At 65.2% G+C, this 20,791-nt stretch carries 18 protein-coding genes; 8 read left to right on the top strand and 10 right to left on the bottom strand.

Going from position 1 to position 20,791, the window contains the following annotated elements; all coding sequences use genetic code 11:
- Positions 1–20 precede the first annotated feature (20 nt).
- The 3 genes from CXY70_RS15165 to CXY70_RS15175 form a co-directional block, all read right to left on the bottom strand.
- A complete protein-coding gene (locus CXY70_RS15165) occupies positions 21–1,283 on the bottom strand; it encodes a regulator (RefSeq protein WP_104193152.1) in 1,263 nt (420 codons plus the stop codon).
- On the bottom strand, positions 1,283–1,918 hold the full coding sequence (locus CXY70_RS15170; RefSeq protein WP_104193153.1) for a hypothetical protein: 636 nt from the start codon (positions 1,916–1,918) through the stop codon (positions 1,283–1,285). Before CXY70_RS15170 ends, CXY70_RS15165 begins: the two co-directional genes overlap by 1 nt.
- Positions 1,919–2,007: 89 nt before the next feature.
- Positions 2,008–2,607, bottom strand: a complete 600-nt coding sequence (locus CXY70_RS15175; RefSeq protein WP_104193154.1) for a hypothetical protein — start codon at positions 2,605–2,607, stop codon at positions 2,008–2,010.
- A 132-nt stretch (positions 2,608–2,739) separates the two neighbouring features.
- Here CXY70_RS15175 and CXY70_RS15180 point away from each other — a divergent pair, with 132 nt between their 5' ends.
- Positions 2,740–3,180 carry an Rv3235 family protein gene (locus CXY70_RS15180; protein WP_104193155.1) on the top strand — a complete coding sequence of 147 codons (441 nt, stop codon included), beginning with the start codon at positions 2,740–2,742 and terminating at the stop codon, positions 3,178–3,180.
- A 92-nt stretch (positions 3,181–3,272) separates the two neighbouring features.
- On the opposite strand, the gene secA is transcribed toward CXY70_RS15180, so the two are convergent.
- The 6 genes from secA to mtrA all read right to left on the bottom strand — a co-directional run bounded on the left by secA (position 3,273) and on the right by mtrA (position 11,922).
- Positions 3,273–6,080, bottom strand: a complete 2,808-nt coding sequence (secA, locus tag CXY70_RS15185; protein WP_104193156.1) for a preprotein translocase subunit SecA — start codon at positions 6,078–6,080, stop codon at positions 3,273–3,275.
- Positions 6,081–6,217: 137 nt separating this feature from the next.
- A complete protein-coding gene (hpf, locus tag CXY70_RS15190; protein WP_104193157.1) occupies positions 6,218–6,922 on the bottom strand; it encodes a ribosome hibernation-promoting factor, HPF/YfiA family in 705 nt (234 codons plus the stop codon).
- Between the two features lie 122 nt (positions 6,923–7,044).
- Positions 7,045–7,743, bottom strand: coding sequence for a ComF family protein (locus CXY70_RS15195; protein WP_104193158.1), 699 nt, complete (start codon positions 7,741–7,743; stop codon positions 7,045–7,047).
- Positions 7,744–7,841: 98 nt separating this feature from the next.
- On the bottom strand, positions 7,842–9,551 hold the full coding sequence (locus tag CXY70_RS15200) for an LpqB family beta-propeller domain-containing protein (protein WP_158250993.1): 1,710 nt from the start codon (positions 9,549–9,551) through the stop codon (positions 7,842–7,844).
- Complete coding sequence (gene mtrB / locus CXY70_RS15205; protein ID WP_199183455.1) at positions 9,544–11,184, bottom strand: MtrAB system histidine kinase MtrB; 1,641 nt, start codon at positions 11,182–11,184, stop codon at positions 9,544–9,546. The genes CXY70_RS15200 and mtrB overlap by 8 nt, the downstream gene beginning before the upstream one ends.
- A 57-nt stretch (positions 11,185–11,241) precedes the next feature.
- A complete protein-coding gene (gene mtrA / locus CXY70_RS15210; RefSeq protein WP_104193160.1) occupies positions 11,242–11,922 on the bottom strand; it encodes an MtrAB system response regulator MtrA in 681 nt (226 codons plus the stop codon).
- Positions 11,923–12,078: 156 nt separating this feature from the next.
- On the opposite strand from mtrA, the gene CXY70_RS15215 reads away from it, so the two are divergent.
- Genes CXY70_RS15215 through CXY70_RS15235 form a run of 5 tightly spaced genes read left to right on the top strand, consistent with a single transcriptional unit; the run spans position 12,079 to position 17,615 of the window.
- Complete coding sequence (locus tag CXY70_RS15215; protein ID WP_146066150.1) at positions 12,079–13,257, top strand: hypothetical protein; 1,179 nt, start codon at positions 12,079–12,081, stop codon at positions 13,255–13,257.
- The gene (locus tag CXY70_RS15220; RefSeq protein ID WP_104193162.1) at positions 13,254–13,961 is read left to right on the top strand and encodes a DUF4129 domain-containing protein; all 708 of its coding nucleotides are present in this window, start codon (positions 13,254–13,256) and stop codon (positions 13,959–13,961) included. The genes CXY70_RS15215 and CXY70_RS15220 overlap by 4 nt, the downstream gene beginning before the upstream one ends.
- Entirely contained in the window at positions 13,958–15,286 is a 1,329-nt protein-coding gene (locus tag CXY70_RS15225; RefSeq protein ID WP_104193163.1) for a DUF4350 domain-containing protein, read from the top strand. Before CXY70_RS15220 ends, CXY70_RS15225 begins: the two co-directional genes overlap by 4 nt.
- On the top strand, positions 15,283–16,305 hold the full coding sequence (locus CXY70_RS15230; protein WP_104193164.1) for a MoxR family ATPase: 1,023 nt from the start codon (positions 15,283–15,285) through the stop codon (positions 16,303–16,305). Before CXY70_RS15225 ends, CXY70_RS15230 begins: the two co-directional genes overlap by 4 nt.
- A 2-nt stretch (positions 16,306–16,307) precedes the next feature.
- A complete protein-coding gene (locus CXY70_RS15235; RefSeq protein WP_104193165.1) occupies positions 16,308–17,615 on the top strand; it encodes a DUF58 domain-containing protein in 1,308 nt (435 codons plus the stop codon).
- 102 nt (positions 17,616–17,717) lie between these two features.
- Here CXY70_RS15235 and CXY70_RS15240 read toward each other — a convergent pair whose 3' ends face one another.
- Positions 17,718–18,713: a stage II sporulation protein M gene (locus CXY70_RS15240; RefSeq protein ID WP_104193166.1), complete on the bottom strand. Its 996-nt coding sequence runs from the start codon at positions 18,711–18,713 to the stop codon at positions 17,718–17,720.
- A 17-nt stretch (positions 18,714–18,730) separates the two neighbouring features.
- Here CXY70_RS15240 and CXY70_RS15245 point away from each other — a divergent pair, with 17 nt between their 5' ends.
- Together CXY70_RS15245 and CXY70_RS15250 are read left to right on the top strand one after the other, a co-directional pair.
- Complete coding sequence (locus tag CXY70_RS15245; protein ID WP_104193167.1) at positions 18,731–19,576, top strand: RDD family protein; 846 nt, start codon at positions 18,731–18,733, stop codon at positions 19,574–19,576.
- Between the two features lie 180 nt (positions 19,577–19,756).
- The gene (locus CXY70_RS15250) at positions 19,757–20,758 is read left to right on the top strand and encodes a 2-oxoglutarate and iron-dependent oxygenase domain-containing protein (protein ID WP_104193168.1); all 1,002 of its coding nucleotides are present in this window, start codon (positions 19,757–19,759) and stop codon (positions 20,756–20,758) included.
- The last annotated feature ends 33 nt before the right edge of the window (positions 20,759–20,791 follow it).

Genomic DNA, 20,791 nt, shown 5'->3' on the forward strand with positions numbered 1-20,791 from the left:
GGGTTCACATCGCCGTGGCCTCACATGACCGGGGCTGCCTTTCGTGCCCGCCACTTGACGCGCCGCGGCATCCGCGTGGATTCCGTGGCAGCAAGAACGATCAGGTCCTCCAAAACAAAACGACGGATGCTCACGCGCGCCGGAGACTTCGGGCTCGCGTCCCGCAGGGTTCGGCCGGTCAATACCGCCGCGTCCAGGGCACCCTGGTCGTGCGGCACCAGAATCGATGATTCTATGCCGCCGAAACGCAACAGCATTGACGTGACCTGTGCCCGCGGATTCAGCCCGACAGCACTCGCCCGCACCTGATTCATCACAACGCTGACCGTACTGGCGCCGATCACCTCGGTGAGATCGCTCCAGGCACGAAGAAACCGGGCCATCCCCACCGGGTCCGCCAGCCCGCAGGCGACGACGTGGTCGGCCGCGCGCAGGGCAGTGACGGTGGCGGCGTTCCGCCTTGGTGCCAACACGTCACTGGTCAGTTCTTCATCGCTTTCCAAACTGAACCCGGTATCCACCACCACGTAGTCCACCCAGTGGCGTAACGCGTCGATGGTGCGGGTGACCCGTTCGGTCGACAGTTCCGGCCAACGCGACGGCCTGCCGAGGCCGGTAAGCACCCAGAATGCTCCCTTGGGCGAGTTGTAGCGTTGCGCGATGCGTTCAAGCTCGGACTGGTTGAGGCTGTCGCTGCCAGCCAGCCGGCACGCGGCAGCGAAGCCCGGTGCTTCATCGAGCATGCCAAGGCTCGGGGCGATCGAGGCGCTGTAGGTGTCGACGTCGGCCAGCACGACAGTGTGGCCAGCTGCCGCGATTTCCGCCGCGATGTTGATGGCGAGCGTGGTGCGCCCTGGGGCGCCGCACGGGCCCCACACCGCGATCACCGAGCCGGTGTTGAGCGCGCCGCCGGTGAAATGCCGTTCCCCCACCCGCAACGGAACGACAACGCCCGACACGAGCAGGTCTTCGATCTCCGACCAGTCGCAGGGTATCGCGACCGTTTCGTACAGGCCGAGCGTGGCCGCGTGTCGCCGCTCCTGTTCGGTCGCGGTCAGGGCGACGACCCGGATGCCGCGCTCGTCGCACGCGGCGATCAGCTGGCCGGTCAAGGATTCCCGGCGACCGCTGACGACGACGACGTGCGGCTGCCCATGCGAGAGCGTCTCGAGGAACTCCCGGGCGGTATCAACGCGCGTGACAACGCTGTGCCCACAATCCACGATCTCAGCCAGCATCTGCTGCTCGGTCGCTCGGTCCAGCACGAGCGCGAGCCTGGCCATCAGGGCACCACCGGGGTGTTCACGGGCACGATCGCGAGGGCATCACCGTTCATGATCGCTTCCAGCACCGCACCCACACTGGCCTTGGGCACGAGCATCTCGACGGATTGACCGTTGTCGGCCGCGATGATGCCGGTCGGTTCGACGATACGTACGACAACGGCCTGCCCCACCAGAATCGTCGGCGGAGCGTATTCGCTGGGCCCGGTTGCCCGCGCCGACCAGATATCGACGACGGAGCCCGCCACGATGGACGCAGCCAGCCTTCCGGGGATATCAACGACGACACTGGTCACGTCCCTTCCCAACGCTTGTCCGACCGCGGACCGTGCCACGAGTTCGCCGGCCAGAATGGTCTGGGTGACAAGCAGACCGCGCTGGAGGTCGGCCGCCGGCACAAGATACAGGTCGGCCGTGCCGCCGAGCTGCACCCGGCTCTCCACGAGGTCGGCCGACCTGAGCTGGTCTCCGACGGTCAGTGTGTGCCGTGCGGTGTAGACCGCCGTGGTGCGATCACTGCCGGCGACGATCGCGCCGACTCCCGCGATCGACGCAGCGACCAGCACCAGCCCGATAACAAATCGGGGATCGACCCAGAACCGGCGGCGCGTACGTGTGGGACGCGTTGTTTTCATCCGTTACCTCGCTTGTCTGTAGCGCTTCTGATGGTGCGTTGGGCACTGTCGTGCCCGACCGCGGAAAATCATGGAAAAGTTATCCACATCTATCCGAGCCGGATGACGTGAATTTGCCATAACGGCACGAGACGATAATGCAAAACTTCCGGCGCGCGGCGCAGCGTTCCGAGCGGATGCACCGCCAGATCGAGGTGGTCACGCGCGACGCGGTCGATGGTGCCGGCCAGGACACCACCGCGGGTCTCGAGCTCTACGCTGCGCCGCCGCCGGCACAGGTCCCGGAGCACAAAGGGGAATCCGACGCGGTCGATTAGCTTTCCGGTGGATTCAGACTCGACCGCGATCGAGGCCAGATTCTGCTCGTCGCTGAGTACCACACCGGCGATAGCCGAGAGAGGGATCACACACTGAACTCGACCGTTCCCGGCGCCCGGTAAATCGGCCGCGAGCCAGTCGCGACCGAGTGCCGTCGGACGAACCGCGATAGTTTCACCGGAGACCAGCACGATGCGCAGCTGCAGCGTGCCACCGAGGCCGACCGACCGCACCACGTTACTCAATCGCGTGCGCAGGGAGAGCTTGTCCAACCGCGCACGTTCTTCCTGCAGGCGTAGGTCAGTAGCTTCGGAGTGCAGCTCGCGTTCGAGTTGCCCTTCGAGGTCATTAAACAAATCGTCCCAGCGCACACGTCGAAAGTAGCCGACCCCGGACGATCTCGCTCGCGTTGTGCACAGGCTCTTTAAGCGCTAGACAGCGCGGTAATCAAGCTGATTAGGTTTTGCGCCACAAGAGTTGCACGTTTGATATCAGGAGGAACAATGACGTCATCTGGTTCCGGCGCTTCCAGCGCGCAGGTGCCCCCCTTGGAGGCCCGCATCGATGCACGCGGAGTCAGCTCACAGCCGATTGGACAGTCGCACCGGCCCGAAGCGGAGAAGGTCCTGCGCGCCCTGGCCTTGCGGGCTGTCGAAGTCATCGCCGGAGCCAGGGACCTCGAGCAACTGGCGCGCTGGGTCACCGACGACGTCTACGCTCGTCTGCGAGTGCGTGTGTCGATCGCTGCTCGCGCCAGAGCAATCACAGGAATCGACGCTGAACGGCCACGGTTGTGGATCGACCATGTCAAGACCTGGCCAACCGACACCGGCGGTTTCAACGCAGTGATCCTGGTGTACGACAAACGCCGAGCGCACGTCGTCTCGGTGCAGTTGGAGGGCCTGGATCAGCGCTGGCGCGCCACTGTTCTCGTAGTCATGTGACGTACGGGCAGCACCGCCGGCAGACGAATGCGCAGCACGCCCCAGGACAACGCACGCCACGACTGGGCGTGCGTTGTCGCCGTTCGCCGGGACTAGATCGTCTTCTTGCCCTGGGCGCGGCGCTCGGCGCGGTTCACCGGGGCGGCACCCTCGGCTTTCTGCCCAAACGCTCCGCGCTGGGGCGGGCCAGCCGCATCTGCCGACTCATTATCGCTCGCCGCGACCGTCGCCGTGCGCCTGGCCCGATCAGTGGCAGCCTGCTGAATCTGGCCGCGCTGATTGCGCACCTCGACTCCGCCGGAATCGCTCGGCGCGGTGTAGCTGAGCTTCTCGTCGGATGAGTCCGCCGGGCTGAGTCCCTTTGCCGCGATAGCCGGCCCGTCGACGACACCAGCGCCGGCAGTCACCTCAACGTCGAGGTTGAATAGGAACCCAACGGTCTCCTCGCGAATCTGGCCCATCATCTGCTGGAACATCGCGAAACCCTCGCGCTGGTATTCGACCAGAGGGTCGCGCTGCGCCATCGCACGCAGCCCAATTCCATCTTTCAGGTAGTCCATCTCATAGAGGTGGTCGCGCCAGCGGCGGTCGATCACCGAAAGCACCACGCGGCGTTCCAGTTCACGCATCGCTGGGGCCCCGAGGGAGTCTTCACGACGTGAGTAGGCGAGCTTGGCGTCGGAAAGAATCTCCCGGCGCATGAAATCGCGATTGATTTTGCCCCTGTCGCCGGCCTCAGAAACGACCTCGTCGATGGTCAGTCCCACCGGGTAGAGGGTCCCCAGTTCGGTCCACATCGCGTCGAAGTCCCAGTCGTCACCGTTGCCGTCGCCAGCGTGCACGTCGAGCACCTCGTCTATGACGTTGGTGAGGAAAGTCTGGGTGCGTTCGTGCAGGTCGTCACCTTCGAGGATGTGGCGACGATCGCCGTAGATGGCCTCACGTTGACGGTTGAGAACGTCGTCGTACTTGAGCACGTTCTTGCGAATCTCGGCGTTACGACCCTCGACCTGTGACTGCGCGCTGCGGATGGCGCGGCTGACCACCTTGGATTCGATCGCCATGTCGTCTGGCACGCCCTGGCGGCCCATCAGGGCTTCGGCTGCACCGGCGTTGAACAGGCGCATGAGGTCGTCGGTGAGCGAAAGGTAGAACCGGCTCTCGCCCGGGTCGCCCTGACGTCCGCTCCGTCCGCGCAGCTGGTTGTCGATGCGGCGTGATTCGTGCCGTTCGGTACCGAGCACATACAGACCGCCGGCGGCGATGACCTTCTCAGCCTCTTCGCTAACGTCGGCCTTGACAGCGTTGAACACGTCGTCCCAGGCGAGTTCATACTCGTCGGGGGTTTCTACCGGGCTGAGGCCCTTCGCGTTCATCTCGGCGACAGCGAGGAACTCGGCGTTACCACCGAGCATCACGTCGGTGCCACGACCGGCCATGTTGGTGGCGACGGTCACCGAGCCCAGCCGACCGGCCTGCGCGACGATCGCCGCTTCACGGGCGTGGTTCTTGGCGTTGAGGACCTCGTGGCGCACACCCATCTTGGCGAGCAGCCGGGACAGGTATTCGCTCTTCTCGACGCTGGTCGTGCCGACCAGAACCGGCTGTCCGGCTTCGTGGCGCTGGGCGATGTCTTCAACGACCTGACGAAACTTGGACTCTTCATTCTTGTAGATCAGGTCGGACTGGTCGATGCGCTGCATCGGCTTGTTGGTGGGAATGGCCACGACGCCGAGCTTGTAGGTGCTCATGAACTCAGCGGCTTCGGTCTCGGCCGTACCCGTCATGCCGGAGATCTTCGAGTACAGGCGGAAGTAGTTCTGCAGGGTGACGGTGGCGAGGGTCTGGTTCTCGGCTTTCACCGCGACGCCCTCTTTGGCCTCGATCGCTTGGTGGATGCCCTCGTTGTAGCGGCGTCCCATGAGGATACGGCCAGTGTGCTCGTCGACGATGAGCACCTCGCCGTTCATGACGACATAATCCTTGTCCTTCTTGAACAAAGAATTCGCTTTGATGGCGTTGTTCAAAAAAGAGATCAGCGGCGTGTTGGCCGATTCATAGAGGTTGTCGATGCCGAGGTAGTCCTCGACCTTTTCGATGCCGGGTTCGAGTACACCGATGGTGCGCTTCTTCTCATCGACCTCGAAGTCCTCGTCGGCGATGAGGCGCTTGGCCAGGCTCGCAAACTCGTTGAACCAGCGGTTCGCTTCACCCGATGCCGGCCCGGAGATGATCAGCGGGGTCCGAGCCTCGTCGATGAGGATCGAGTCGACTTCGTCGACGATGGCGAAGTAGTGCCCGCGCTGCACCATATCGCTGGCCTGCCACGCCATGTTGTCGCGCAGGTAGTCAAAACCGAACTCGTTGTTGGTGCCATAGGTGATGTCAGCGGCATACATTTCGCGCCGCTGCGCCGGAGTCTGACCGGAGACGATGCATCCGGTTGTCATACCGAGGGCACGGAAAACGCGGCCCATGAGCTCGCTCTGGTAGCTCGCGAGGTAGTCGTTGACCGTGATGACGTGCACACCGCGGCTACTGATCGCGTTGAGGTAGGCCGCAGTGGTGGCGACCAGGGTCTTGCCCTCACCGGTCTTCATCTCGGCAATGTTGCCCAAATGAAGAGCGGCGCCACCCATCAATTGCACGTCGAAGTGGCGCAGCCCCAGGGTGCGGGTGCTCGCCTCACGCACGGCGGCGAAGGCCTCGGGCAGCAGATCATCGAGCGATTCTCCGTTGGAGTACCGTTCCCGCAGGGTGACGGTCTCGTTTTTGAGCTCCTCGTCGGTGAGCTCGTGGAAGTCTTCTTCCAGCGCGTTGATGGCTTTCGCGTAGTTTTCCAGGCGGCGCAGAACGCGACCTTCACCAACGCGAAGAACCTTTTCAAGAATTGACGCCACGAATGTACTCCACTAGTCAAACGGTGCAGGCACGCGCTGCGACAGCCCAATCGGACTGCCGCAGCACAAGCCTGCGCCTCTCGTCTGGCAGATGCCAGAGCACCGACCTGGTCGGCGGCTAAGGCAATGCTAGTTGGTCAGTTGGCACGCCCGCTGGTAGCGGGCACAGTCTCCTGCAGCTCACTGGCCGAACCGTCGAGTTCGATGACTCCGTAGTCCCAGCCCTTGCGGCGGTAAACCACACTGGGACGCTTGGTTTCGATGTCCTGGAACAGGTAGAAATCGTGGCCGACCAACTCCATGAAATACAGGGCATCATCGACGGACATGGGAGCCGCCGCGAAGACCTTACGACGGATGACGACGGGGCAGTATTCCTCCTCGGCGGAGGCTTCGGGGGCATCCACCTGCACGATGGGGATCGCACCGGTGCGCACCCGCTCGAGCGTCTCGGGGTTGGCCGGTGTGATGTCGATGACGCTGAAGCCGACCGCGGACGCCTCGTGCAGCGAGGTGGGCCGGTGGGCGCCGCCGCGGTGCACCTTCTTGCGATCCTTGGCACGGCGAACGCGCTCAAGCAGACGACCCAGCGCCACGTCGAAAGCGGCGTACTTGTCGGATCCGTCTGCTTCGGCCCGCACCAACGGCCCCTTGCCGATCAGGGTGAGTTCGACCCGGTCGTTACCGACGGCCGCGCCGTTCTTCTCGTGGTGGCGACTGACCTTGATCTCGAGCGCGAGGGCCTTGTCGGCGAGAACGGCAATTTTCTCGGCCTTCTCGGTCGCGTAATCCCGGAAGCGATCAGTGATCCCAAGGTTGCGTCCGACGATGTTAGTTTCCATGACGACCTCCAGTTTGACGGACCGCCCTCAAACTGGGCGATCATTGCGCGCCTTTGACTCCACCGTAGCCGTGAGAGTCAGATAAGTCACAATATTGGTCGATCAGTTTTCCCAGACTGCGGCTACGGGGGCATCAGACGGCGTGTTTCTGCCAGTGCCGCGAGGCCGACGACGATGCCGCCAGCAGCGAACACGGCGCGCCGTGCCTCGAGCAGGGTCGCTCCCGTCGTCACGATGTCGTCGACGAGGATCACCAGCACCCCGTCGAGCGGACGCCTGGCGACGAGGCTGTTGCTTTTGTTCGCGGCCCGCGCCGCCCGGCCGAGGCCTACCTGGTCGAGGGCCTCGATGCGCTGCGCGAGCGCCGGAAACGGGTGCAGGCCGGCGCGGTGCAGGAGGGCGTCGACCGGGTGGTAGCCCCGAACACGCCAGGCCCGACGAGACGACGGGATGGTCACGAGCTGGATTCCGCGGCCGGAGTCAGAACGCACAGCATCACGACCGTCACGGCCAGCGGGCACGGCGGCCAGCGCGGCCACGATGGCCGCTCGCAGCGGCGCCGCAAGCGCGGCGGCAGCATCCGTTCGGCCGCCGTCTTTGTAAGCGGCGATCGCGTGGCGGGCAGCACCCTCGTAGGTGAGTGCCGCCCAGATGACGGCGTCGTCACGGGCGACCGGGTGCACGCAAGGCGCCAGCGCCCGCCGGCAGGCGGCGCACAAAGCACGGTCCACGACACCACAGCCGCTGCACTCGGTCGGCAGCACGGTTGCCCAGGCATCCCGGCCCGCGGCGGCCAGACGATCGCGCAGTTGACGGCTCATGGCCTCAGTGTGCCGCCGGATACCGGCGGGGCCGACCCGAACTCGCCAGCGGTGGATGAGCGCGCCTCGGAGCCTCCTGGGGAGGAGTGGGCGGTTGCTTAGCCGCCGAGGCCTTGCTGGGTGGCCAGCAGGGTGACTTTATCGATGCGAGCCTGCCAGCCCGCTCCACGTTGCACCTCGAGGCTGCCCGTGTCGGTGAGGGCTCGCAGATCGCGCACCGAGTTGCTGCCGACAATGAAGCGACTGCTCAGGGAGGATTCGAGGATGGTACTGACGCCACCAATCTGTTGCACGACGATGCGGGCTTCGCCGCTGGGCAGCGTGCTGAGCGAGGCGACGGTCAACTCATCGATCCAGGTCGCGTCGCGCCCGACTCCGCCGCCCGACGCCAGCAGTACGGGCGCACCGATTCCGGTCGGCACTGCGCCGGTGCGAATGATGGAAGCGATGACGAATCGGGTCTCGGCACCGGTGCCGAGGAGTGCGATCAGTCGAGAGCCGTCTCGGGACACTTTCAGTGCCGCGATCGACGTGGCCTCTGGCCAGGGCGTCGGCAGCAAGGTTGCTTCCCCGGTGGGGCTGTAGACAACGAGTGCACTCGGATCGTTTGCCGGCACCGACCAGACAAAGCGGTCGTTGTCGATCGATGGTGCGAGCAGCCCCGCCCGCGCGTCGAGCAGCTTGGGGTCGTCGCCGGCCCGGACGACGTAGACGCCGTCGCGGGCGAGTACGGCCGCCGATGCCTGGCCCGATGCGAGCGTCACAGCGGTTGGAGCAAGCTGGGCGATAGTGTCGGAGAGCCCATCCAGCGCAGTGATGCTCTGCCCGGTCGCGGCGAGAAATCCGAACTCGTCACCGCGCAGCACGAGCGCCCGGGCATCCACCCGTGGGTCCACGAGCGGGGCTCCTGATTCCAGAGCAGTGATGGACTGGGAGTTCTGGTCAATGGTGATTTCAACTGTCAGGCCCCTCGGCAGACTCGCCACCAGCTGCGCCTTCATGCGTTGAAGGGTCTGCCGATCGGCATTGAGGGCTTCGCTGTTCAGATCGACCATGGCCTGACGCCCGACGACCTGCACGGCGTCGGCGGTGAGCTCGGAGCCTTCGGGAAAGGCCGTGGCCACGGCGCCGGTCAACCAGGCGCTCGGTCCGCTCAAGACCGCGTTGACCAGTTTCGTCGGAGCGGATGCGCCGCGCGGAAACCAGCGCAGGTCCGGCACCAAAAACCGAAATCCAGGGTCATAAAAGTAGACCGGCTGGGCGCTGAAAACATCATTGAAGGTGTTTTCGTCGATCACCGTACCGTCGGGGGCCGCACTAATGCGCCACTGGCCGCCGATCTGCGCAAATTCGTAGCGCAACGGTACCGGGCTCGCGTCGACCTCGCGGTATTCCCCCGACTGGTCCACTTCGGCGATCGGTGTGACCGCCACGAGGGTGGTGGTGGCGTCGTCGATGACGGTCAGGGTACGCCCAGAACCGTTATCGACGGTGACGCCTACGGTGGGATCCCAAATGGACTGAAACGCCGGAGCCAGAAACTGGCGGGCGATGTCGTAGTTGTTCTCCGGGCTGGACGACGCGTCGATGAAGCCGCGCAGAATAGACTCCGGCGAGGCGTCCTTCTGCGGTAGCGCCGGCAAAAAAACCGGGGCTGGATTATCGTCCGGCGCGATGTCATTGCCGGCGTGCACCACACCGTCGCGAGGGATACCGGTGCAGCCACCGAGCCCAACGGCGAGACTGACTGACACGAACAGTGCCGAAACGACCCGCCAGGCTGAACCGCGCGCTTTGCGATCAGTCATGCTGACCTCCGCCCATCCCTGGAACATGCCCAATCTCGCCCAGCGCGGCCGTGGCGTCGTCGGGTGGCAATGGGATCGGGGACGATTCGAGCATGGCTCCGGCCGTGCGCGGCAGGGTCAGCCGAAAACACGATCCCTCTCCTGGACTCGACCAGACCTGTAGCCAGCCGTTGTGCACGCTCGCGTCTTCGCGCGAGATGGCCAGTCCGAGTCCGGTGCCTCCGATCGTGCGTTGGCGAGACGGATCCGCACGCCAAAACCGGTCGAACACGTGCGCGACCTCGGCCTGGGTCATGCCGAGACCGTAGTCACGCACGGCGAGCGCAACCGCGTTCGCATCGCTGTCGACGGACACCATGACGGGTTTTCCCTCACCGTGTTCGATGGCGTTGCCAATGAGGTTGTGCAGAACCCGCCGAATGCGCCGCGGATCAACGTCGGCGTTGAGGTACCCGCCCGGCGCTACCAGCCGCAAGTCACTCCCCTTGGACTCGGCCAGTGACCTCAGACTATCGATGGCGTCTTCGGCGAGATAGACGAGGTTCGTCGGTTCACTCTCGAGTTCTACCGAGCCGGCGTCGTACCGGCTGATTTCGAGCAGGTCGCTGAGCAGCAACTCAAAGCGTTCCACCTGAGTGTGCAGCAGCTCAGCGGTGCGACCGGTGGCTGGCGGAAAAGTCGCTCGCTGGTCGTACAGCACATCGCCGGCCAAGCGGATGGTCGTGAGCGGCGTTCGCAATTCGTGTGATACATCCGACACAAAACGTTGCTGCACCTCGGACAGGTCGGCGAGCTCACGAATCTGGCTCTGCAAGCTGTCGGCCATGCCGTTGAACGAGCGGGCAAGCGTGGCGATGACGTCTTCGCCCTTCTCGGGTATGCGCACTTCAAGGTCGCCGGAGGCAAGTTTCTGGCTCGTTTCGGCGGCCACCCGCAATGGCGTGACGACAAACCGCACGACGATCCACGATACGGCCCCGATCAGCAACACGAGTGCGACACCAGCCACCCCGAGCGTCTGCTGCACGAAGAGCAGCGTCGCTTCGGAATCCTGCAGACTATAGGCAATGTACAGCTCGTAACGGCCGGCCACAGGAACCGTGATCTGCGACCCGACCACGATGCCGGGCATGGTCGTGGCCGCGTCACCGGTCAGGGTGACGGATTGCCAAAACTGATCACCGTCGTTCGCCTGCACCTCGGTGCGCAGGTCGGCGCCGACCACGCCGGTCGATTGCCCAAACGTCGACGAATCGAGCGGCGCGACGGTCGACGGCTCCTGGCCAGGTACCCGCAGCACTGCGACCAGTCGGCTCGACGAGGCAGCGGAGATCGAGGTACGGGCCGAACTGAGCAAGTTCTGAACCTGCACCCGGTCGGTGGCATCGGAGGAATCGAAGAGGCTTTGCGCGGCACTGGTTGCACGGTCTGATTCGAGCAAGACCTGGCTCAGCCGTGATTGAAACAGGTCATTACCGATGCTGACCGACATGTACACCCCTACGATCAGAATGGCCAGCCCGGAAAGCGCGACCGAAACCGTCACGGTACGAAATTGCAGGGACGAACGCCACGACGCGCGCACGAGCCTCGGCCAGTTACGCGGCCTGCTCCAGTAGGTCAGCTGTGGCACGGCTCGGGAGACCGATTCAGCGGGTGTCGCCGGGAGGACATCTGTGGTCGGGGGTCTCTAGCTGACCGTACCGGCGCGATAGCCGACGCCGCGTACCGTCATGACGATCTTGGGATTGTCGGGATCGTGCTCGACCTTCGCGCGCAGCCGCTGCACGTGCACGTTTACGAGCCGGGTATCGGCCTTATAGTGGTAGCCCCAGACCTGCTCAAGCAACATTTCGCGGGTGAAGACCTGCTGGGGTTTGGAGGCGAGGGCCAGCAGCAGGTCGAATTCAAGCGGCGTGAGATTGATCGCGGTCGTTCCGCGGGTGACTTCGTGGCCGACCGCGTTCACCACGAGGTCACCGATGTGCAGGGCTAGCGCACCATCGGCGGCGGGCGGGCGCAAGCGGGTGCGAATGCGGGCGACGAGTTCCTTGGGGTTGAACGGCTTAACCATGTAGTCGTCGGCACCGGACTCGAGCCCCTTGACCACGTCGGTGGTGTCAGACCGGGCGGTGAGCATGATGATCGGCACCCCCGATTCTGCGCGGATCAGCCGGCACACTTCGATGCCGTCGAGGCCGGGCAGCATGAGGTCAAGCAAGACCAGGTCAGGCTTCTCGACACGAAACGTCTCGAGGGCGAGCGATCCATCGGCACAAAAACCCGGAGTGAAGCCCTCGCCGTGCAAAACGATGCCGATCATCTCGGACAGGGCGGTATCGTCATCGATAACCAAAATGCGTGCAGTCATGGGTCTCTTTCCAGAACCTAAGTCACGAGTGTTCTGATGTCGTTCGCTCAGCAGATTGCCCGATGAGTAGGGCAAAGTCTGGCATAAGAGTAGCTGAGCCTGCTGACAGAGTGCCTGCGAGCGCATTTCTCCATCCACCTGTGCCAGCATTGAATGGTGACAGACCCCTGGCAAGCCCCCGACGCCCCCGTTCCGCCGCGTTACGGAGAGTTCGTCCCACCCGTCGCGCCCGGTCAGGACGCGCCGAACCAGACCGGACCGTATGCCAGTCCGTACCCGGGCAGTGCCCCTGGGCAGGGCTGGACGCCGCCGCCCAAGCCAGGTTTGATTCCGCTGCGACCGATCGGATTTGGCACCCTGCTCGGCGCATCGTTCCAGGTTTTGCGTCGCAATCCGAAGGCAACCTTTGGCAGCGCTCTGATCGTTCAGGCCGCGATCATGCTCGTCACCGTGTTGATCGTCGGGCTGGTCACATTCTGGGCCATCGACCGCATCGACAGCGCCCCGCTCGACCAGAAGGATGCCGTCACTGCCGGCTCGGTACTGGCCGGCGCGCTGTCCGCCATCATTCCCATCGCCCTGTCACTCATCGCTTCGACCCTGCTGCAGGCCGTCATCGTGGTCGAAGTGGCCCGCGCCACCCTCGGTGAAAAGCTGCGGCTCGGCGCGCTGTGGCGCACAGCGGCAACCCGCCTCTGGCCGCTGGTGCTGTGGACCGCGCTGCTGACCGTGGCACTGTTCATTGGCGTGGCCGTGATAGCCGCCTTCGTCGTGCTGCTGATCAGCGTCGGCGGTACCGCCGGCTTCGTGGCTGGCGTTCTGGTCGGCATCTTCGGCGGCCTGATGCTCGCAGCCGCGAGCGCGTTCCTGTACACCAAAACCAGTGTCGTCCCAAGCCTGATCGTGCTGGAGAAGCTCAGCGTGCGGGCATCCGTTGTTCGGTCGTGGTCACTCACTCGCGGCTACTTCTGGCGAACCCTGGGCGTGCTGCTGCTGATCGGTCTGATCGTGCAGGTGATCACCCAGATCGTCACCACGCCCGTGTCACTGCTCCTGGGTCTCGGCGCGATGCTGATCGATCCGAACGGGACGCTCAGCGAGGAGACGACCTATATCATCACCGCTCTCACCCTGATCATCGCTATTCCGGTGGCCGCGGTGGCGGCCGTCGTGCAATCGGCGGCGATAGCGCTGATCTACCTCGACCTGCGCATGCGCAAGGAGGGCCTCGACCTTGAGCTGGCCCGCTACGTGGAATCGGCGGCGCAGGGCGGCGACGTGCCCGACCCGTACCTAACACCGACCGCTGCCAGCACCGGGTATCCGGCGGCATGACCGCGCTGGGCGTGGCACAACTCGGATCACTAGTTGACCGCGTCACGCTGGGCATGTCGCGTGATGTTCCCGTTGTTCCCGACGCGCCAGAGGCACGCCAGTGGCTGCGTGAGGAACTCGCCAAAGCCCCGTACGCTGCAGCCAGGCCGACCTGGTTCGACCGGGCATCTCAGGCATTCCTGGACTGGCTCCAGTCGCTAACGGTCAACGGCGACGGCAACCTGAAAGACTGGCTGCCGATTGTCGCGGTCGTGCTGGCGCTTACGGCGCTCGTGGCGGGCTGGCTGTTGTTCGGCGCCCCCAGGCTGGCCCGACGACGCCGGGCAGCTCCCGACCTGTTCGGCACAATTGACCAGCGCAGCAGCTCCGAGATGCGCACGGCAGCCGACGCAGCGGCCAGTCGCGGCGACTGGAGCCTGGCCTGCGAGGAAGTTTTTCGCGCCCTGGCCCGCGGCCTGGCTGAACGCACGGTACTCTCGGTCACGCCCGGCACGACCGCGCATGATTTCGCTGCCCGCGCTCAGCTGGCGTTTCCGGCCTTCGGCCGGGCACTGGCCCTCGCTGCGGACACCTTCGACCGGGTACGCTACCTCGAACAGGTCGGTCTCGAGCCCGACTACCGTGCCCTCGCCGCCCTCGAGGCCGAATTGCGGGCTGCGGCGCCCGCCACGCTCGCCCCACTGGCCGAGGCGGGTCGGTCATGAGCGCAACGCTCGGCTCCCAAACGGATGCGCCTGCTCTCTTGTCCGGTGCTGCCGTCGGCGCTGCCGGCGGCACGACCGTGGCGACCCCGACCCTGCGCGCGTTGCTGGGTCGCTCCTCGTTCTGGGTCATCGCCGCTGCCGGGATCCTGGCCATCGCGATTGTCGCCGTGCTCGTGTCCGGCGGTACTCAGGCTGCTGGCCGGGCCCTCGCCGGGGACAACGTCTCTCCGGCCGGCTCAATGGCGCTCGTCGAGGTACTTCGCCAGCAGGGCGTCACCGTGACGCTCGCCAGTTCCCTGGCCGAGGTGCGGGCCGCGGTCGGAACGGATTCAACCGTGTTCCTGTATGACGAGAACAGCTACCTCGACCAGTCCCAGCTGGGCGAACTGGGTGACCTCGCCGCGCACACCGTTGTCGTGGCACCGGATTTTCTAGCCCTTCAGGCGCTGGCCCCGACGGTCGGCTTCGGTGGCGTGTCCGAATCCGACACTCTCACCGCTGACTGCTCGGTGCCGGCCGCGAATCGAGCCGAGGAACTCACGCCGGGCGGGGACACGCTGTCCATTCCGCCCGATGCTGGGAATCCGCTCCTCACCGGATGTTTTGCCAGCGGGACCACTACCTTCTCGCTGGTTCAGGTGCAGAACGACTCGACCGGTGGGATCATCTCCCTCGTGCCTGACGCAGACCTATTCAATAATGAGAACATCGCGCACTACGGCAATGCAGCGCTCGCGCTGGGGCTGTTAGGGCTGAGCGACTCGCTGGTCTGGTACCTGCCGACCCTGGCCGATCTGCCCCGAACCGGGCCCCCGTCACTGGCCGAGTTGACACCCGGCTGGGTCACTCCCGTGCTCGTTCTGCTCATGCTCGTCGCCGTCGCCGCCGCGTTCTGGCGGGCTGCGCGGTTCGGACCGCTCGTGGCCGAGAACCTGCCGGTCACGGTGAAAGCGAGCGAGACAATGGAGGGTCGAGCCCGGTTGTACGCGCGCAGCAATGCCAGGCTGAGGGCGCTGGACGCCCTGCGGGTCGGCGCTGTGCAGCGACTCGCCCTGGCTGTGGGCCTCGGCCGCCTCGCACATCTGGACGAGGTCATCGGATCGGTCGCCCATTTCACCGGTCGCGCTCCCGACGAGGTGCGGCGCGTGTTGGTGGGCGCGATTCCTGAATCCGACGCGCAGTTGATGGCGCTCTCGGACGCTTTGCAGGCTCTCGAACACGCGACCGGTCAGGCCGTGCAACCCGGGTCCGCGCCGGCTGCTCGGGCGTCGGCATCCGTTTCTGGTGAATCATCACCCCCTCCAGCCGAAAGAATGGACCCATGACCACTCCTGCCACCCCCATCACGCCCGCTGACTCGCTCGCTGCCGTGGCGCCCTCAACCGCAGAGGATGCCGCAGCGCTGCGGGCCGCGCTCAACCGGGTACGCTCCGAGGTCGGCAAGGCGGTCGTCGGGCAGGACGGCGCAGTGACCGGGCTGATCATCGCGCTGCTCGCGCGCGGCCACGTGCTGCTCGAGGGTGTGCCGGGGGTGGCTAAAACGCTGCTGGTGCGCACGCTCAGCCACGCGCTGAGCCTTGACACTAAGCGCATCCAGTTCACGCCCGACCTGATGCCAGGGGACGTGACCGGGTCGCTCATCTACGATGCCCGCGCGGGGGAATTCGAGTTCCGGCAGGGTCCGGTGTTCACCAACATCATGCTTGCCGACGAGATCAACCGCACGCCGCCGAAGACGCAGTCCGCGCTGCTTGAGGCCATGGAGGAACGGCAGGTGAGCGTTGACGGCGAATCGCTCACGCTGCCGGAGCCGTTCATCGTGGCGGCGACCATGAACCCGATCGAGTACGAGGGCACCTATACGCTGCCGGAGGCGCAGCTGGACCGGTTTCTGCTCAAGCTCGTGCTCGACGTCCCCCAGCGGGTTGACGAGATCGAGGTGCTGCGCCGGCACGCCGCCGGTTTCAACCCGCGCGACCTGGCGGGCGCCGGTGTGAGCGCGGTGCTCGGCGCGGTTGAACTCGCCGCGGCGCAGGCCGCAGTGTCGCGGGTCGGTTCGAGTGCGGATGTGCTCGCCTACATCGTCGACCTGGCCCGCGCTACGCGCACGAGTCCCTCGGTCAAGCTCGGTGTCAGTCCCCGCGGAACAACCGCGCTGCTCGCCGCCACCAAGGCCTGGGCCTGGCTGAGCGGCTACGACTCGATCACGCCCGATCATGTACAGGCCATGGCGTTGCCGGTCTGGCGACACCGCCTGCAGCTGCGCCCGGAGGCCGAACTCGAGGGTGTCTCGGTGGATGCCATCCTGCGCGGCGTGCTGCAGCAGGTTCAGGTTCCGATCTAACGATGACGCTCAGCGGACGGTTCGTTCTTCTCCTCGCCCTCGGCGTGGTGCCTGTCGTGCTGTTCGGGCTCGATACCGTGGCCGCCACGGGCGTTCTCCTTCTCTGGCTGCTCGTGGTGTTCGTGCTTGGCGCCCTTGACCTCGTGTTGGCGGCGTCTCCGCGTGCCGTGACGGTCGAACGGATGCTGCCCGCCCGGGTTCGACTCGGGGAATCCGTCACGAGCGAGCTGTACCTCACCAACACCGGACGCCGCCGCCTGGTCGGCGTGGTGCGGGATGCCTGGCAACCGTCGGCGGGCGCCGGACACAATCGCAGCCGGGTTGTGATCCCATCCCGGGAACGGCGGCTCGTCTCGCTCACGCTCACCCCGTTTCGGCGCGGGGAACGACGGGTCGAACAGGTGACGGTGCGCTCGCGCGGGCCGCTCGGCTTGTGGAACCGCCAGGCCACGCTGAACGCGCCGGGGCGCATCCGCGTATTGCCTCCCTTTCACGCCCGTAAACACCTGCCCTCGAGAATTACGCGACTCAAGGAGCTCGACGGACGCACGAGCGTGATGGTGCGCGGGCAAGGCACCGAGTTCGATTCGTTGCGCGAATACGTGCGCGGCGACGACGTACGCTCGATCGACTGGCGCGCCACTGCCCGGCGCAACGATGTGATGGTGCGCACCTGGCGACCGGAGCGCGATCGCCGCGTCGTCATTCTGCTCGACACCGGTCGAACCTCGGCGGCGCGGGTCGATAACGAGCCGCGCCTCGACACCGCCTTCGAGGCTTCCCTGCTGCTCGCCGCGCTCACCTCGGTTGCCGGCGACCGGGTGGACTTTCTCGCGTTCGATCGCCGGGTGCGCGGCCGGGTGCAGGGTGCCAGCGGGGCCGCTCTGCTCTCGCAGATGGTCGATTCGATGGCCCTGATCGAGCCGGAGCTCATCGAGATGGACTGGGCCGCCGTTCCCGGGCAGGTGCGGTCCATCACCAGCCAGCATGCCCTGGTCGTGGTGCTCACCTCGGTCGACGCCGCGGGCGCGTCGACCGGGCTGCTGTCGGTGCTGCCCCAGCTCACCAAACGGCACACGGTAGTCGTGGCCTCCGTGCTCGACCCCGCCACCGTGCTCGCCGCAGCCACCCGCGGCGGTCGTGACGAGATTTACCGGGCGGCGGCGGCGGAACGGGCCCTGCTCGACGTGGCTCGCGTGTCGGCCGCTATCCGTCGACTGGGAGCGGATGTTGTCACCGCCTCGCCAGAGCAGCTCCCGCCGGCCCTGGCCGACCGTTACATCGCCCTGAAGGCTGCCGGCCGGCTCTGACGTCCCGACTGCTGCAAAGAATCGTCTGTGTCAGAATCAGTCCCATTGGTCGATCCCGTGGGGCGCCAGAGATGACCGTGTCAGATCTCGGCAGTCCGGGCGTCAGGCTGCGTAGATTCGGCTGCTTCCGGCCTCAAATTCGCTCAGGTCGCCGGTTTCACCAGCGCGAGTGGCGCGGCCGCCGAGCACGATCATGTACGTCAGGAATGCGCCAAGCGCGATGGCTCCGATACCGATCTTGATCGGCCATGGCCACGGCTGCGAGGTGACGAATCCCTCGATGATGCCCGAGACCAACAGTACGAAGACCAGGCCGATTGCCACCGTGAACAGCGCGCGGCCGTCTTCGGCGAGTGCCTGCCCGCGGGTGCGGGCACCGGGGGCGATCCAGGCCCAGAAGATGAGCAGCCCGCCGGCCGCTGCCACGAAGATGGCGGTGAGTTCGAGCAGCCCGTGCGGAGCGATGTAGAGAAAGAATACGTCGCCCTTGTCGTAGGCGAACATGATCGCCGCTGTGGTGCCGATGCTCACGGCGTTTTGAAGAATAATGAACGGCACGTAGACCCCGGTAATGCCAAAGGCGATGCACTGCGCGGCGATCCAGGCGTTGTTCGTCCAGACAAATCCGGTGAATGACGCCGCAGGGTTCGCCGAGTAGTAGCCGACGAAGTCCTCGTTGGCCAGCTGCGCGAGTTGGGCCTCCGTTCCCAGATTCGCGAGCACGTCTGGATTGTTGTACGCCCACACCGCGTACAGGCCCGCGACCAAGAAGGTGACCGCGGCGACCGCGAGGGTGAGCCAACGCAGCCGAAAGAGGGCTGCAGGCAGCTGGGCAACGAAAAATCGCGGAATTTGCGCCAACACATTGGCACTCACCCCCGTGAAACGCAGCCGGGCGCGAGAGAGGCCAACTGACAGCCGGTCGCCTTCGAGAGTAGACCCGGCAGTCGACTTGATCGCTGACAGCTGGGTGGCACCGGCCTGATAGCGCTCGATGAGTTCGTCAGCTTCGGCACCGTTCAGCGCCCGCCGGGCCCCGAGCTCGGTCAGGCGGTCCCAGTCGGCGCGATGCGCAGCCGTGTAAGCGTCGAGATCCATCTGGTTCAATAGTAGACATGAACACGACCGATCGTGCCGACCGCTACAGCGATCTGACTCGCGACGACGAGCTCGTAACCGGCGAGGCAGTCGCGCTCGACGTGCGCCCTGCCAGCGTCATTCTGCGCGCTGCCGGCTCGATCATCGATACGATCGCGTATCTCGCCCTGTACCTGCTCTTGGCCTTCTTTATGACCGTCGCGGTTTTTACCGACACCGCGCTCACTCAGGCCATCTCGGTTGCGGCCCTCGTTTTCTCCGTTCTGATCGTGCCGGTGCTGGTCGAAACCCTGACGCACGGTCGATCTCTCGGCAAACTCGCCATCGGCGCTCGCATCGTGCGCGACGACGGCGGAGCAATCTCCCTGCGCCATGCATTCATTCGAGCCCTGACGGGCGTGCTCGAGATCATCATGACCGTTGGTGGTCTCGCCGCCATTACGGCCCTGCTCAACGGCCGATCGAAGCGCCTCGGCGACCTCCTGGCTGGCACGTACAGCCAGCACGAGCGCGTCCCGCGCAACAAAGAGGTCCCGCGAACGCTGCCTGAATCACTGCTGCCGTGGTCGCAGACCGTCGATATCGCCAGGCTGCCCGACCAGCTCGCGCGGCGCGTGGCCCAGTTCCTGCGGCAGTCACCTCACCTGACCCCGCTGACCCGCGAACGTCTGGCCCAGACCCTGGCTGCGGAGGCCACTCCGTTCGTCTCCCCACTACCCGATGTCCCGGCTGAACTCTTCCTCATTGGAGTCGCCGCCGTGCGCCGAGAACGTGAATACACCGCTCTCCTCCTCGAGCGCGAACGTTTGGCTCGCCTCGCCCCGGTCCTGACCGGCCTCCCCCACGGCTTCCCGAATCGCTAATTCGACAGTACGGACCGCACGGAGTGCGTGATCTGGCCAGGATCATCGGCCGCTCTTTCGACGATTCGACATGAACCAGGTTCTCCGTACCTCCCGCCCCGCTCGTGGGGATGGCGTAGAAATTCGCCGGTGGCATTTAGTCAATTCGCGGCGTGGCCTGCTCGGTGTCAAACTTAAATCATGGCGCTTTCACTTCCAATCCTTGATTTCTCTCAACTCGACGCTGGCGAGGCCGAAGCTACGGCATTCCGCGCTGAACTCCTGCGTGTCACCCACGAGGTCGGGTTCTTCTATCTGACCGGCCACGGTGTCGACCCGCAGCTCAGGAAGGAGCTCCTCGCCGTGTCGCGCGAGTTCTTTGATCTGCCAGCCGAGCAGAAACTCAAGTTGGAAAACATCCACAGTCCGCAGTTTCGCGGTTATACCCGCGTCGGCGGGGAGCTCACCGCCAACGCCGTCGATTGGCGCGAGCAGATCGACATCGGGGTAGACCGCGAGCCCGTGCCCCGCGCCGCTGGAACTCCAGATTATTGGCGCCTCGAGGGCCCGAACCTTTGGCCGGAGTCCTTGCCCGAGCTGAAGACCGTCGCCCTACGCTGGAATGAGGAGCTGAGCCGCATCGCGCTTCGCCTGCTGCGCGCCTGGGCGCTCGCCCTCGGCAGCCCCGAGAACGTCTTCGACGCCGCTTTCGCCGAAAACCCCTTTCTCTTGACCAAGATCGTGCGCTATCCCGGTCAGCCTGAACGTGCCCAGGGTGTGGGCGAGCACCGCGACGGCGGAGTTCTCACGCTGCTGCTCGTCGAACCGAACAAGGACGGTCTGCAAGTCGAGCACGACGGTGAGTGGATCGATGCTCCCCCGCTCGACGGTGCCTTCGTCGTGAATATCGGCGAAATGCTGGAACTGGCAACGGATGGCTATCTCAAAGCCACCCTGCACCGCGTCTTCTCCCCTAAAGACGGATCCGACCGCATCTCCGTGCCGTTCTTCTTCAACCCCGCACTGGACACCGTCATGCCGCGGCTGCAGCTCGACGAGAGCCTGTCTCGTGAGGCTCGCGGGCTCTCCGCCGACCCAACCAACAGTCCCATTCTCGAAACCGCCTATGGTGACAACGCACTGCGCTACCGCCTACGCGCCCACCCCAACGTGGCCGCCGCCCACCACGCCGATCTGCTCTAACCCCATATGACGGATGACGTCCAGGCCGAGGCA

This window comes from Cryobacterium sp. Y82, from assembly GCF_002929495.1.
Taxonomy (GTDB): domain Bacteria; phylum Actinomycetota; class Actinomycetes; order Actinomycetales; family Microbacteriaceae; genus Cryobacterium; species Cryobacterium serini.